This window comes from Pseudomonas sp. RV120224-01b (genome assembly GCF_003208145.1).
GTDB lineage: Bacteria > Pseudomonadota > Gammaproteobacteria > Pseudomonadales > Pseudomonadaceae > Aquipseudomonas > Aquipseudomonas monteilii.
Map to the genome: position 1 here is coordinate 32,789 of NZ_QKMQ01000023.1, position 13,304 is coordinate 46,092.

Annotated in this window: 11 protein-coding genes; 4 read left to right on the forward strand and 7 right to left on the reverse strand. The window is 63.2% G+C overall.

From position 1 onward, the window contains the following. Nucleotides 1–50: 50 nt before the first annotated feature. The gene (locus N436_RS26195; RefSeq protein ID WP_105947521.1) at nt 51–797 is read left to right on the forward strand and encodes an SDR family oxidoreductase; all 747 of its coding nucleotides are present in this window, start codon (nt 51–53) and stop codon (nt 795–797) included. Nucleotides 798–806: 9 nt separating this feature from the next. Here the strand turns inward: N436_RS26195 and N436_RS26200 are convergent, their stop codons facing one another. The 7 genes from N436_RS26200 to N436_RS26230 form a co-directional block, all read right to left on the reverse strand. Next, nucleotides 807–2,873: a PAS domain-containing sensor histidine kinase gene (locus tag N436_RS26200; RefSeq protein WP_110742332.1), complete on the reverse strand. Its 2,067-nt coding sequence runs from the start codon at nt 2,871–2,873 to the stop codon at nt 807–809. Between the two features lie 122 nt (nt 2,874–2,995). Beyond that, entirely contained in the window at nt 2,996–4,405 is a 1,410-nt protein-coding gene (gene mapR / locus N436_RS26205; RefSeq protein ID WP_016713897.1) for a GntR family transcriptional regulator MpaR, read from the reverse strand. 50 nt (nt 4,406–4,455) lie between these two features. Further along, complete coding sequence (ccoG, locus tag N436_RS26210; RefSeq protein ID WP_110742333.1) at nt 4,456–5,859, reverse strand: cytochrome c oxidase accessory protein CcoG; 1,404 nt, start codon at nt 5,857–5,859, stop codon at nt 4,456–4,458. Between the two features lie 121 nt (nt 5,860–5,980). Continuing rightward, complete coding sequence (locus N436_RS26215; protein WP_016713899.1) at nt 5,981–6,220, reverse strand: DUF3203 family protein; 240 nt, start codon at nt 6,218–6,220, stop codon at nt 5,981–5,983. Nucleotides 6,221–6,856: 636 nt separating this feature from the next. Continuing rightward, nucleotides 6,857–7,756, reverse strand: a complete 900-nt coding sequence (locus tag N436_RS26220) for a hydroxymethylglutaryl-CoA lyase (RefSeq protein WP_110742334.1) — start codon at nt 7,754–7,756, stop codon at nt 6,857–6,859. 19 nt (nt 7,757–7,775) lie between these two features. Next, entirely contained in the window at nt 7,776–8,174 is a 399-nt protein-coding gene (locus tag N436_RS26225) for a MerR family DNA-binding transcriptional regulator (RefSeq protein ID WP_019099730.1), read from the reverse strand. Between the two features lie 72 nt (nt 8,175–8,246). Continuing rightward, complete coding sequence (locus N436_RS26230) at nt 8,247–9,125, reverse strand: helix-turn-helix domain-containing protein (protein ID WP_016713902.1); 879 nt, start codon at nt 9,123–9,125, stop codon at nt 8,247–8,249. A 172-nt stretch (nt 9,126–9,297) separates the two neighbouring features. On the opposite strand from N436_RS26230, the gene pobA reads away from it, so the two are divergent. The 3 genes from pobA to N436_RS26245 all read left to right on the forward strand — a co-directional run bounded on the left by pobA (nt 9,298) and on the right by N436_RS26245 (nt 13,263). Next, nucleotides 9,298–10,485 carry a 4-hydroxybenzoate 3-monooxygenase gene (pobA, locus tag N436_RS26235; protein WP_027614940.1) on the forward strand — a complete coding sequence of 396 codons (1,188 nt, stop codon included), beginning with the start codon at nt 9,298–9,300 and terminating at the stop codon, nt 10,483–10,485. A gap of 61 nt (nt 10,486–10,546) precedes the next feature. Beyond that, nucleotides 10,547–12,337, forward strand: a complete 1,791-nt coding sequence (ggt, locus tag N436_RS26240; protein ID WP_110742335.1) for a gamma-glutamyltransferase — start codon at nt 10,547–10,549, stop codon at nt 12,335–12,337. A 44-nt stretch (nt 12,338–12,381) separates the two neighbouring features. After that, nucleotides 12,382–13,263 (forward strand): LysR substrate-binding domain-containing protein, encoded by an 882-nt coding sequence (locus tag N436_RS26245; protein WP_105947526.1) that lies wholly within the window; start codon nt 12,382–12,384, stop codon nt 13,261–13,263. Nucleotides 13,264–13,304 lie beyond the last annotated feature (41 nt).

The window sequence follows — 13,304 nt, forward strand, 5'->3', positions numbered from 1 at the left end:
AGCCGTTTCGCCTATTGTCGACTCTCCTTTCCCAAACGATTGGCACATTCATGGAGAACGTCATCGTCATCACGGGTGGTAGCCGTGGCATCGGCGCCGCCACGGCGCTGCTGGCTGCTCGCCAGGGCTACCGTATCTGCATCAACTACCACGCCGACGAGCAAGCCGCCGAAGACATCCTCGGCCAGGTCCGCGCCTTGGGCGCCGAGGCCATTGCCGTGCGCGCCGACGTCAGCGTCGAGGATGAAATCATCCAGCTGTTCCAGCGCGTTGATGATGAACTCGGCCCGGTCACCGCATTGGTCAACAACGCCGGCACCATCGGCCAGCAAAGCCGGGTGGAGGATATGTCCGAGTTTCGCCTGCTCAAGGTCATGAAAACCAATGTCGTCGGCCCCATGCTCTGCGCCAAGCACGCCCTGCTGCGCATGGCACGCCGGCATGGCGGGCAAGGCGGCGCCATCGTCAACGTGTCATCGGTGGCCGCACGCCTGGGCTCGCCCAACGAATATGTCGACTATGCCGCCTCCAAAGGCGCGCTCGATACCTTCACCATTGGCCTGGCCAAAGAGGTGGCAGGCGAGGGCGTGCGGGTCAATGGCGTACGCCCGGGCTACATTCACACCGGCTTCCATGCGCTGTCCGGTGACCCGGACCGCGTCAGCAAACTGGAACCCGGCTTGCCCATGGGCCGGGGCGGGCGCCCTGAAGAAGTGGCCGAGGCCATTCTCTGGTTGCTGTCAGACAAGGCGTCCTACTCCACGGGCAGCTTCATCGACCTGGGCGGCGGGCGCTGAACGCGCCCGTCAATCCTCAAGCAGGGTACTGACCCGCTCGGCCAGCGCCTCCAGTTCAAACGGCTTGGTTAGCACCAGCGTGCCTTGTAGCAGCTGGCCGTCACTGAGCGCCGCGCTTTCATCGTAGCCGGTGATGAACAGCACCTTGAGGTCCGGGTAGCGTTCGCGGCAGCGCTCAGCCACCTGGCGGCCATTCAGGCCGCCGGGCAAGCCGATATCGCTCAGTAGCAGGTCTGGCCGTTCGCCGTTTTGCAGGTAGGCCAAGGCAGTGGGGCCGTCCTCGAATGCATCAACCCGGTAACCCAGCTCTTCCAGCACTTCGCAAACCACCAGGCGCAAGGCCGTCTGGTCTTCGATCAACAGGATACGCCGCGCCACGGTACTGCCTTTTTCCAGTGCCTTGCGCTGCGGTTTGGGTGCTGGCGGCTTGGGTTGCTCGTAGTGGCGGGGTAAAAGCAGCTCGATGCGCGTGCCTTCACCCAGCGTCGAAAGTACACGCAGTTGCCCACCCGATTGGCGCACGAACCCGTAGGTCATCGACAAACCCAGGCCAGTGCCCTGGCCCATGGGCTTGGTGGTGAAGAAGGGGTCTACGGCCCGTTTGGCCACCTCCGCCGACATGCCATTGCCGTTGTCGATGATGCTCAGCCGCACGTATTCGCCGACGGGCAGTTCCAGCGCCTGGGCCTGTACCTCGTCAAGCAGCAGGTTGTCGCCGACGATATCGATGACGCCGCCCGCTGGCATGGCGTCGCGCGCGTTGATGCACACGTTGAGCAGGGCGCTTTCCAGTTGGGGTGGGTCGATGAATGTTGGCCACAGTTCGCTGGCAAACCGGCTGCTCAGGGTGATGGCCGGGCCAATGGTGCGGCGCAACAGCTCTTCCATGCCCGCCACCAACGTTGCCATTTGCGTTGAGCAGGGCTGCAGGGTCTGCTGGCGTGAGAACGCCAGCAGGCGGTGCACCAGCGAGGACGCCCGTTGAGCCGAACCGCTGGAGAGCTCCAGCAAGGGTTCGAGGGTGTCGAAGCGTGACTGGTCCAGGCGTTGGCGCATCAGCTCTTGCGCGCCCAGAATACCGCTCAACAGGTTGTTGAAGTCGTGGGCGATGCCGCCACTGAGCTGGCCCACGGCTTCCATCTTCTGCGCCTGACGCAGGGCCTCCTCGGCTTTGGCCAGGCGCTTTTGCTCCTGTACGCGCTCGCTGATGTCATAAGCGAACAGAAAAGCGCCTTGTATTTCGCCATCATGGTCGCGCAAGGCATTGAAACGCAGTTCGTAATGGTACTGCTCGGGCGCCTTGCCGAATGTCCCGATCTCGACGAATTGCTCGCCCGCCAAGGCACGCTGCCACATGGCCAAGCTCAACGTCCGAACGTTTGGCTCATCGTCGATCAGGTCTGGCAGGTAATCGCCAATTTCAGGCGTGCGCCCGAACAACCGTTGAAAGTCATGTTTCGCCTGGCGATTGATCGCCAGCCAACGCATGTCTTTGTCGACCACATGCACATTGACCACGCTGTGGTCGACCAGCTCGGCGAACAGCCGTCGCTCTGCCAGTGCAGCGCTTACCCGTTGCTCCAGTTCTTCGTTCAGGCGTTGCAGGGCCTGCTCTGCCCGACGGCGTTCGGTAACGTCCTTGAACAACACCGCTACCTGGCGTTTCTCGGCAGGCTCCACGCGGAAGGTGGTAACAGACAGCACGTGGCCGGTGGCGACCAGTTCCTGCTCGAAATGCAGGGGCTCGCCAGTGCGCAGCACCGCGCCGTAGCGGGCTACCCAGTCATCGGCTTCATCGGGCACCATCTCGCGCAGCTTCTGCCCGACCACGTTGGGGATGCCGGCGTGCTTGGCGTAGGCCGCGTTGGCCAGTACATGTACGTAGTCACTGAGCGGGCCGTGCGGGCCGTCGAAGAACTCGATGATGCAGAAGCCTTCGTCCATGGTGTCGAACAACGAACGGTAGAAGTTCTGATCGTGGTCCTGGAGGCTGGCAAGCTGTGATTTCAGTTGCGCGTTCTGCCGCTGGAGGGCTTCGACGTGTTGGCGCAGTGAGCGCAGGTCGCGGGAGGGCATGCCGACGTCCGACAAAAGGGGAGGCTCTGACTTTAGCGTGTTCACCTGCACGCGAATAGCGGGTCAACGCAGTTGGCGGGCGATGCCCGGCAGCCGTCGTTCGGCCGCCGGGCGTTCGATGGTCAGAAGGAGCGGATGATCCGCCCGAGGGTCTCCATGGCCCGTTCGGCGCCGTCATGCCAGGGGCTTCCGTAGTTCAGGCGGATGCAATTGCCAAAGCGCCGGGTGGGCGAGAAGATCGGCCCAGGGGCGATGCTGATGCCTTGCGCCAGGGCCATGTGGAACAGCTTGAGGGCGTCCATTTGTTCGGGCAACTCCAGCCACAGGAAGTAGCCACCGGAAGGCTGGCTGACCCGCGTCTGCGCCGGGAAGTGGCGAGCGATGGCCGCCAGCATGTTGGCCTGCTGGCCTTCCAGCGCGTAGCGCAGCTTGCGCAGGTGGCGGTCGTAGCCGCCGTGCTGCAGGTAGTCGGCAATTGCCGCCTGGGCCGGCATCGAGGCACACAGCGAGGTCATCAGTTTCAGCCGCTCGATCTTCTGCGCAAAGCGCCCGGCGGCGACCCAGCCGATGCGGTAGCCCGGTGCCAGGCTTTTGGCGAACGAGCCGCAGTGCATGACCAGGCCCTGGGTGTCGAAGGCCTTGGCCGGTTTGGGCGCCTGTTGCGAGTAATACAGCTCGGCGTACACGTCGTCTTCGATCAACGGCACCTCATGGCGCGCCAACAATTCCACCAGGGCCTGTTTCTTGGCTTCCGGCATGCTGGCGCCCACCGGGTTCTGGAAGTTGGTCATGCACCACACGGCCTTGACCGGGTGCTTCTCCAGGGTTTGTGCCAGCACGCCCAGGTCCATGCCTTCGCGCGGGTGCACCGGAATTTCCACCGCCTTGAGCTTGAGCCGCTCCAGCACCTGCAGGCAGGCATAAAAGGCCGGGGCCTCGATGGCCACCAGGTCGCCGGGCTGGGTCACTGCCTGCAGGCACAGGTTCAGGGCTTCCAGGGCGCCGTTGGTGATCAGCAGTTCTTCCATGGGCAGCATCAGCCCGCCAACCATGTAGCGCAGGGCAATCTGCCGGCGCAGTTGCGGGTTGCCGGGCGACAGGTCGGTGACCACCATGCGCGGGTCCATGCTGCGGCTGGCGCTGGCCAGCGAGCGCGACAGGCGTTGCAGCGGGAACAGTTCGGGGCTGGGGAAGGCCGAGCCGAACGGTATGGTGTTGGGGTCCTTGATCGAGTCGAGGATCGAAAACACCAAGGCGCTTACGTCGACATCGGTAGACTCGCTGACCGGCTGCAGCGCCTGAGGTTCGCTGAACTGGCGCGGGGCGTGGGCGTTGACAAAATACCCCGAGCGGGGCCGGGCGCGGATCAGCCCGCGCCGCTCCAGCAGGTAATAGGCCTGGAAAACGGTAGAAGGGCTGACCCCGTGGGTCTGGCTGGCGTAGCGCACCGAGGGCACGCGCTGGCCGGGGCCCAGTACCCCGGAGCGGATCAGTTCGGCAATGTCGTCGGCAAAGCGTTCGTAGCGTTTCATTCTGGCCTTCTGTCGAAGCCTGGCAGGCAAGGTGGCGTCAGTGTAAGGGATCAACGGTTCAGGGGGGCGACGAAGCGGCTGTGGGCCACGCTGCGGATGGCGGGGTCGTCGCGCTCGCTGATTTCGAAGCTGAGTGTTTGCGAGCTGCTGGTCGGGCGCTCGGCAAGCATCGCCACCGACACCGGCAGTTCACTCATTTCGCCCGCCGGGATGACCAGCGCCGTGTTGCCCTGCAAGGTGAAGCCGTCGGCGTCCAGCAGGCGCAACGCATAGTGCTGGGTGCGCTCGGTCTTGTTGATGACCTTGAGCAGGTAGATGTTCTCGATCTGGCCCTGGGCATTTTCACGGAACAGGCCACGGTCCTTGATCACATCCAGCGACACCATCGGGCGCAGTTGCAAGGCCACCACCAGCGCCGCGATCATCACCACCAGCGCAGCGGCGTAGCCGAGCAGGCGCGGGCGCAGCCAGTGAGTCGTACCGCCCTGCAGGCTGTGTTCGGACTTGTAGCCAATCAGCCCGCGAGCGTAACCCATCTTGTCCATCACCCCGTCGCAGGCGTCGATGCACGCTGCGCAACCGATGCAGGCCATTTGCAAGCCATCGCGGATATCGATGCCGGTGGGGCACACCTGCACACACAGCGTGCAGTCGATGCAGTCGCCCAGGCCCTGGGCCTGGACGTCGCTGCCCTTCTTGCGCGGGCCACGGGCCTCACCGCGCCGTGGGTCATAGGCGACGGCCAGGGTGTCCTTGTCGAACATCACACTCTGGAAGCGCGCATACGGGCACATGTGCAGGCACACCGCTTCACGCAGCAGGCCGGCATTGATGTAAGTCGCGGCGGTAAAGAACAGCACCCAGAACAGCGCCACGCCGCCCAGTTGCAAGGTGAACAGTTCTGCGGCCAGTGGGCGAATCGGTGTGAAATAGCCGACGAAGGTCAGCCCGGTGAGGATACCAATCGCCAGCCACAGGCTGTGTTTCAGGGTGCGGCGCCCCAGTTTGTTCAGGCTCCAGGGCGCGGCGGCCAGCTTGATGCGCTGGTTGCGGTCACCTTCGGTGACCTTTTCGCACCACATGAACAGCCACGTCCAGGTGCTCTGCGGGCAGCTGTAGCCACACCACACGCGGCCGGCGTACACGGTGATGGCGAACAGGCCGAAGGCGCAAATGATCAGCAGCGCTGACAACAGGATGAAGTCCTGGGGCCAGAAGGTTGCGCCAAAGATGTGAAATTTGCTGTTGGCCAGGTCCCACAACACGGCCTGGCGGCCGTTCCAGTTCAGCCACGCGGTGCCGAAGAACAGCACGAACAGGGCACCGGCAAAGCCGATGCGCAGGTTGCGGTACAGCCCGCTGAAGCTGCGGGTGTGAATGCCGCTGTCGGTGTGTCGCAGTCGGGGGCTGGCTGGGGTGGGGGCGATCTCTGTGAAAGGGATTCTATTGTTCATGGCTCGGTGCTCATCAGGCCTCGATCAGGCATGAGCACTATGGCCCTGAGGCTGTTATCAGCACAGGCTCAGATTTTGCGATAAAAACCATATCAGATTACCCGGCTTCGACCGCCAGGCCTTAAATTACCGAGCCTGGCACGCTGGCCTTCAGATGCCTGCGGCTATCCACCGCACCCGCTACGGTCAGTGCATCGGCCTCGGCTTCGGTGATGGGGACGCGCTGGCCTGCCAGCAGGGCCACTGACATGCGCAGGTGTTCGTCGGTGACGATTTCGATAGCAGGGCCATCGCCCTCGATGCGCAGGTTTTCGCCGATCAGGGTGCAGCGGCGGGTGGTTTCGTCGATTTCAACGGGCATGGTGTTGTCCTCCTTGCAGGGTTACAGGGTGGACCACAATGCAAGGCGGGTTACTGCATCAGGGGGCTGAAAGGAGAAGAAAGGAGGAGGGCGGGAAGCACTGAGGGGAGCCGAAGCTCCCCTCAAAGCGTTGTTGCTTGCTCTTTTTTTATTATTGGGACTGGCCTTTTGTTGTTTTTGTCAGCCTGTCCTGGTGTTGCGGGCGACCCCCATGCGGGGTCAAGAGCAAACGTATTTTTTTGAGCGCTGACCTGCTTTCATCATGGCTGATCCGAACCTGGCTGCTGCTACCTTGAGGTAGTTTTATTGTTCTGTGCCAGACCGCGGGGCGTACCCCTGAAAAGCGTGTCTACTCCAAAAAAATCTGCTTGCTACGCCTCTGCCGTGTTGTTCTTGTTATGTCAGAGCCGTTACCTGTTGTTTTTATTGGGTGTCACATTTTTATTGTTCTTGTACCAGAGATATAGCAGGGTGCGTGCCAACTTTTGAAAATCCTTTAAAATCAGCTACTTAGCGATTTTCTTCAAAAGTGCTTGGCCTGAAATTCTGCCGATTTGTTTCCCTGTTACCCGATTTTTTGCTGTGAAATGTGGGGGCGGTAACACTTCGCCCACACCTGTGTGACACCCGTATGACTTACTGCGCGCTACGCGCCCGTGCTACCCGCGACCCATTGCCGCGGCCCAGCACGCTACTGATACGCTGGCCGGCGGCGATCAGCCGGTCCAGGTCGATGCCGGTCTGAATACCCAGTCCCTGTAGCAGGTACACCACGTCTTCCGTGGCGATGTTGCCCGTTGCGCCTTTGGCGTAAGGGCAGCCACCCAGCCCGGCCACCGAGCTGTCGAATACGCTGATGCCTTCGAGCAGGCTGGCATAGACGTTGGCCAGGGCCTGGCCATAGGTGTCGTGGAAGTGCCCGGCCAGCTGCTCGCGCGGCACCTGGGCAGAGACCACCTCGAACAGGCGCCGGGTATCGCCGGCAGTGCCGGTGCCGATGGTGTCACCCAGCGATACTTCGTAGCAGCCCATGTCGTGCAGTGCGCGGGCCACCGGGGCCACCTGTTCGGCGCTGACCTTGCCTTCATACGGGCAGCCGAGTACACACGATACGTAGCCGCGCACGCTTATACCGTGGTTGCGCGCAGCTTCCATGATCGGCTCGAAGCGCTTGAGGCTGTCGCTGATCGAGCAGTTGATGTTGCGCTGCGAAAACGCTTCGGAGGCGGCCGCGAACACCGCCACTTCCTTCACCCCTGCAGCCAGCGCGTCCTCGAAACCGCGCAGGTTGGGTGCCAGTGCTGCATAAGTGACTCCGGGGCGCTGGTCGATACCGGCGAACACCTCGGCAGAGCCGGCCATTTGCGGCACCCACTTGGGCGAGACGAAGCTGCCCACTTCTATATAGGCAAGGCCTGCTTCGGTAAGGTCGTTGACCAGGCGCACCTTGTCGGCAACGCTGATGGGCTGGGCTTCGTTCTGCAGGCCGTCGCGGGGGCCGACTTCGACCAGGCGGACGTGTTTGGGCAAGGACATGGCGGGTTTCCTGTGGCGTTCAGCGGTTGTCTTTGTTGTTCAGGGTGGCGGCCAGGGCTTGTTCGCAACGCTCCTGGGCGGTGTCCAGTTCCAGTTGCATCTGGTGGATGTCGAGCATCTGCTGCTCCAGTTGGGCGCGGCGCTCGGCGATTTTCGCCAGCATGCTGTTGAGCTGTTTAAGGTTGCCGCTGGTGGGGTCGTACAGCTCGATCAGCTCGCGGCACTCGGCCAGTGAAAAGCCGATGCGCTTGCCGCGCAGGATGAGCTTGAGGCTGACCTTGTCGCGGGCCGAATAGATTCGCTCCAGGCCGCGGCGTTCGGGGCTCAGCAGGCCCTGCTCTTCATAGAAGCGGATGGCCCGGGTGGTGATGTCCAGCTCGCGGGACAGGTCGGAGATGCTGTAGGTCTGGGTGCTCATGCTGGGGCTCGGCGTGGGGTATGCGGGTATCCTGAAGGCAGGTTGACGTATACGTCAAGCAGCCTGCCGCAATCAGTCCGGCTGCGCCGCGCGCCGGTACCCGTTAGGCGTCTCCCCCGTCAACCGCTTGAACCACCGGGCAAAGTACGTCGGGTCTGTGAATCCGAGGCTATCCGACAACTGCCCGATACTCATCCGCGTATAAATCAGGTTACGCCGCGCCTCCAGCAGCAACCGCTGGTGCACCACCTGCAACGCTGTCTGCCCGCTCAAGGCCCTGCACAGCTGGTTCAGTTGCAGGCTTGGAACGTTCAGCCGTGCGGCAAAAGCCTCTACTGACAGATGCTCGCGGTAATGCGCCTCGACCAGCCGCAGGTACTGCCCCAGTAACTGCCGGTCGCGTTCATCGCGGTTACGCGGTGCCTGCCCCAGTTGCTGGCGGCGGTTGATCCACACCATCAGCGCGGTCACCAGCGCTTCGAGCATGGCCGCGCGCGCCGGGGCATTGCCCTGGTACTCCTGCTGCAAGGTGTCGATCAGGCTGCGCAGGTGCACACGGTCATGCCCAAGCGGGTAGCACGCAGGTTGGGCCAGCACCGCCAGCGGCATGCCCAGGCGCTGTTCCAGGTTCGCCACCAGCGCGGTGCCGAAGGTGAGCACATAGCCCTGGATATCGGCGCTGAAGCGAAAGCCATGCACGGTCATCGGCGGCACCACCTGGATCGCCGCTTCGCCGATGGCGCTGCGCAACCCTTCGATCTCCACCTGGGCCTGGCCGCGCTGTACATACAGCAACTGGAACAGCTCGGCATGCTGGTGTGGCTTGATCTCCCAGTGGTGCAGGCGGCTGCGTGCAGGGATCGATTCGCAATGCAGCAGGTCGGTGCCGGGCCAGGCCTGGTTTTCGCCATACAGCTTGAACAACGGAACGCCGGGGAGGGTGGATTTCATCAGGGGTAGTATGTCCGTTAATCGAACGTTTTTTATAAAAGTGCAGGTTTTAGATGGAATAGCACACTTCGGTAGCACTTTTTGCCAGTAAAAATGCAAGGGCAAACCCTAACAGCAGATGCCGCCCCACTGCCAGTCCAGGGCCGGCATCGTCCGAACAGAGACAACAACAATGAAAACTCAGGTTGCAATTATTGGTGCAGGTCCGTCTGGCCTGCTGCTGGGCCAACTGCTGCACAAGGCCGGTATCGATAACGTCATCGTCGAGCGCCAGACGCCTGAATACGTACTTGGCCGCATCCGCGCCGGGGTGCTGGAGCAAGGCACTGTCGACCTGCTGCGCGAAGCCGGTGTGGCCGAGCGCATGGACCGTGAGGGCCTGGTGCACGAAGGGGTCGAGTTGCTGGTCGGCGGGCGCCGCCAACGCCTGGACCTGAAAGCCCTGACCGGCGGCAAGACCGTCATGGTATACGGCCAGACCGAAGTCACCCGCGACCTGATGCAGGCCCGCGAAGCGAGTGGCGCGCCGATCATCTATTCCGCCAGCAATGTCCAGCCACATGAGCTGAAGGGCGAGAAACCCTACCTCACGTTTGAGAAGGACGGCCAGTTGCACCGGGTGGATTGCGACTACATCGCCGGGTGTGACGGCTTCCACGGTGTGTCGCGCCAGAGCATTCCCGAAGGTGTATTGAAGCAGTACGAGCGGGTTTATCCGTTTGGCTGGCTGGGCCTGCTTTCGGACACGCCGCCGGTCAATCACGAGTTGATCTATGCCCACCACGAGCGTGGTTTCGCGCTGTGTAGCCAACGCTCGCAAACACGCAGCCGCTACTACCTGCAGGTACCTTTGCAGGACCGTGTCGAGGCATGGTCTGACGAGCGCTTCTGGAATGAACTGAAAGCCCGCTTGCCCGCCGACGTAGCGGCTGACCTGGTCACCGGCCCGGCTTTGGAAAAAAGCATCGCCCCGCTGCGCAGCCTGGTGGTCGAACCTATGCAGTATGGCCACCTGTTCCTGGTGGGTGACGCCGCGCACATCGTCCCGCCTACCGGTGCCAAGGGCCTGAACCTGGCAGCGTCGGACGTGAATTACCTGTATCGCATTCTGGTCAAGGTTTACCGCGAAGGGCGCACCGACCTGCTGCAGCAATACTCCCCGCTGGCCCTGCGCCGGGTGTGGAAAGGCGAGCGCTTCAGCTGGTTCATGACCCAGTTGTTGCATGACTTCGGCAGCCACAAGGACGCCTGGGACCAGAAGATGCAAGAGGCCGACCGCGAGTACTTCCTGACGTCGCCAGCCGGGTTGGTGAACATTGCCGAGAACTACGTGGGCTTGCCGTTCGAGGAAGTGGCTTAGTTTTTTTCAGGGGGACGACAGGGTATCTTCGGGGCTTTTGAAGTTCGCAGGAAGCATGCCGATGTATTTCTCCCCACCCCTGATCAGCGCCCTTTGCCTGGTAGCCGCCAGTGGCCTGGCCTGTGCCGATCAGGTGCTGCCCGCACCTCCCGAGCTGGCCTCTGGCTACCGCACAGGCTTGCAGCCCGTGCAGGCCAGCCGCCATATGGTTGCTGCAGCCAACCCGTTGGCCAGCGAAGCAGGGCGGGCAATGTTGCGTGCCGGAGGCAGCGCCATCGATGCGGCCATTGCGATGCAGATGGTGCTGACCTTGGTCGAGCCGCAATCCAGCGGTATTGGCGGCGGGGCATTCATCCTTTATTGGGACGGCGAGCGTGTGCAGGCGTTCGATGGCCGCGAGGCCGCGCCGGCAGCTGTGACGGAAAGGCTGTTCCTGCAAGCCGACGGCACGCCGATGCCATTCAGGGCGGCGCAGATTGGCGGGCGCTCGGTTGGCGTGCCGGGTGTTCTGCGTGCTTTGAAACTGGCCCACGATCAGCACGGCAAGCTGCCTTGGCGCGATCTGTTCGCGCCGGCCATCGCGCTGGCACGCAACGGTTTCCCGGTGTCCGAGCGCCTTCACACCTTGGTGTCCGGTGACCCGTTCATTGCCCGGTCACCGGCAATGGCCCGCTACTTCCTGGATGAGCAGGGCAAGCCGCTGTCGGTGGGAACGATCCTGCGCAACCCCGAGCTTGCGGATGCCTTCGATCAGATTGCCGCGCAAGGCCCTGACGCGTTCTATACCGGCGAGATCGCCGAAGCCATCGTGGCCAAGGTGCGCAGCCATGCCAATGCCGGTTACCTCTCGTTGCAGGACTTGCAGCAATACCAGGCCAAAGAGCGCGAGCCCGTGTGCGGCCCCTATAAGGCCTGGCGCATCTGCGGCATGCCGCCGCCGTCTTCGGGCGGGGTGACGGTGTTGCAGACCCTGGGCATTCTCGAAGCCGTACAGCGCGCCACGCCGCAGCGCGATCTGGCAGCGTTGCGCCCGCTTGCGAGCGCATCCCCGGCTGGCCTGGAGGCATCACCACTGGCCGTGCACCTGATCGCCGAGGCTGAGCGTTTGGCCTATGCCGACCGCGCACAGTACCTGGCCGACAGCGATTACGTGCCGGTCCCGGTCAAGGCGCTTACCGACGCCAACTACCTGGCCAGCCGTGCAGCGCAGATTGGCGAGTACAGCATGAAGCGCGCTCGCCCGGGCCGACCCCAGGGCGCCGACTTGGCCCTGGCGCCGGATCGCTCGCCATTGCGCATTTCCACCTCGCACCTCAGCGCGGTGGATGACAGCGGCCAGGCCCTGGCCATGACCACGTCGGTGGAGGCGGCGTTCGGTTCGCACATGATGGTCAAGGGCTTCCTGCTCAACAACCACCTCACTGACTTCTCGTTCATTGCGCAGGAGCACGGCAAACCCGTGGCCAACCGGGTACAGCCGGGCAAGCGGCCGCTGTCGGCCATGGCGCCAACGCTGGTGTTCTCGCGAGCCTCGGGTGATCTGGTGGCCAGCCTGGGTTCACCGGGCGGCTCGCAGATCATCGGCTATGTGAACAAGGCGTTGGTTGGCTTGCTGGACTGGCAGCTCGACCCGCAACAGGCCGCAGGCTTGCCCAACTTTGGCAGCCGCAATGCCGGCACCGAGGTGGAAGCGGGGCTGAGCAGCCCGGCGCTGATCCGGCAGTTGGCAGCCTGGGGGCATGAGGTGACGCCCATGACCATGACCAGCGGCATGCAGATCATCCAGCGCAGTGGCGAGGGTTGGTCGGGTGGGGCCGACCCGCGGCGTGAAGGTGTGGCCCTTGGCGACTAGCCGTGATAGAACGCAGTCTTGTCATTCAGTAGTTGAATACCCAGATGTCCATTAGCGTTAAATCGAATAGGGCGCTGTTCGACCTCGACCTGCTACGCGCCATTGTGGTGGTGGCCGATTGCGGCAGCTTCACCACCGCTGCCGCTCGCCTGCACTCGACACAGTCGACCATCAGCCAGAAGGTACGCCGCCTGGAAGACATGGTCGGCCACCGTTTGCTGGTGCGGGGCAACCGCGATGTGCTGCCCACCGATGCCGGGCAAACCTTGCTCGGCTACGCCCGGCACATGCTGGCCTTGAACGACCAGATGCTCGAAGCCCTGGCCGGGGCGATGGTGGGCACCACCGTGCGCCTTGGGGTGCCCGAGGACTTCGTTGGCGGGCGCACCACCAATGCGCTGTCGGCCTTCAGCCGCCTGCACCCGCAGGTGAAGCTGGAAGTGACCAGCGGCCTGTGCCGCGACCTCAGCCAGGCCTACGACAACGGTGAGCTAGACCTGGTGTTGCTCAAGCAGCGGCGCAACACCCGCGAGGGCGTGGCCTGCTGGCCCGAGCGCCTGCAATGGATCGACAGTGCGCGCACCCCCGCCTTCGAGCTGGACCCGATCCCGTTGGTGACCTTCCCGCCGCGGGGGCTGTACCGCGAAGACATGATCACCGCCATCGAAGGCATGGGGCGGCGCTGGCGCATCAGTTTCACCAGCTCCAGTCTCAGTGGTATCCAGGCGGCAGTGGCCGATGGCATGGGTGTCAGCCTGCTACCGCCAAGGGCGGCCACTGGCGAGCATCGGGTGCTGGGGGCGGGGCAGGGGCTGCCGGAGGTCGACAGTTATGAAATCGTCATCGTGCATCGGCCGACGGCGGATGTGATGGTCAAGGCGTTGGCCGAGGTGATGACGCAGCTGCTGGCGGGCGGTGGTATCTGACACTATTGGGGCTGCAAAGCAGCCCCAATATTGCAGCGCCG

What these genes read in the sequence shown, in the direction of transcription:
- N436_RS26195 (WP_105947521.1), top strand. Translation starts at nt 51, where the DNA reads ATGGAGAACGTCATCGTCATCACGGGTGGTAGCCGTGGCATCGGCGCC.
- ccoG (WP_110742333.1), bottom strand. Translation starts at nt 5,859, where the DNA reads ATGAACAATAGAATCCCTTTCACAGAGATCGCCCCCACCCCAGCCAGC.
- N436_RS26215 (WP_016713899.1), bottom strand. Translation starts at nt 6,220, where the DNA reads ATGCCCGTTGAAATCGACGAAACCACCCGCCGCTGCACCCTGATCGGC.
- N436_RS26200 (WP_110742332.1), bottom strand. Translation starts at nt 2,873, where the DNA reads ATGCCCTCCCGCGACCTGCGCTCACTGCGCCAACACGTCGAAGCCCTC.
- ggt (WP_110742335.1), top strand. Translation starts at nt 10,547, where the DNA reads ATGTATTTCTCCCCACCCCTGATCAGCGCCCTTTGCCTGGTAGCCGCC.
- N436_RS26245 (WP_105947526.1), top strand. Translation starts at nt 12,382, where the DNA reads ATGTCCATTAGCGTTAAATCGAATAGGGCGCTGTTCGACCTCGACCTG.
- mapR (WP_016713897.1), bottom strand. Translation starts at nt 4,405, where the DNA reads ATGAAACGCTACGAACGCTTTGCCGACGACATTGCCGAACTGATCCGC.
- N436_RS26225 (WP_019099730.1), bottom strand. Translation starts at nt 8,174, where the DNA reads ATGAGCACCCAGACCTACAGCATCTCCGACCTGTCCCGCGAGCTGGAC.
- pobA (WP_027614940.1), top strand. Translation starts at nt 9,298, where the DNA reads ATGAAAACTCAGGTTGCAATTATTGGTGCAGGTCCGTCTGGCCTGCTG.
- N436_RS26230 (WP_016713902.1), bottom strand. Translation starts at nt 9,125, where the DNA reads ATGAAATCCACCCTCCCCGGCGTTCCGTTGTTCAAGCTGTATGGCGAA.
- N436_RS26220 (WP_110742334.1), bottom strand. Translation starts at nt 7,756, where the DNA reads ATGTCCTTGCCCAAACACGTCCGCCTGGTCGAAGTCGGCCCCCGCGAC.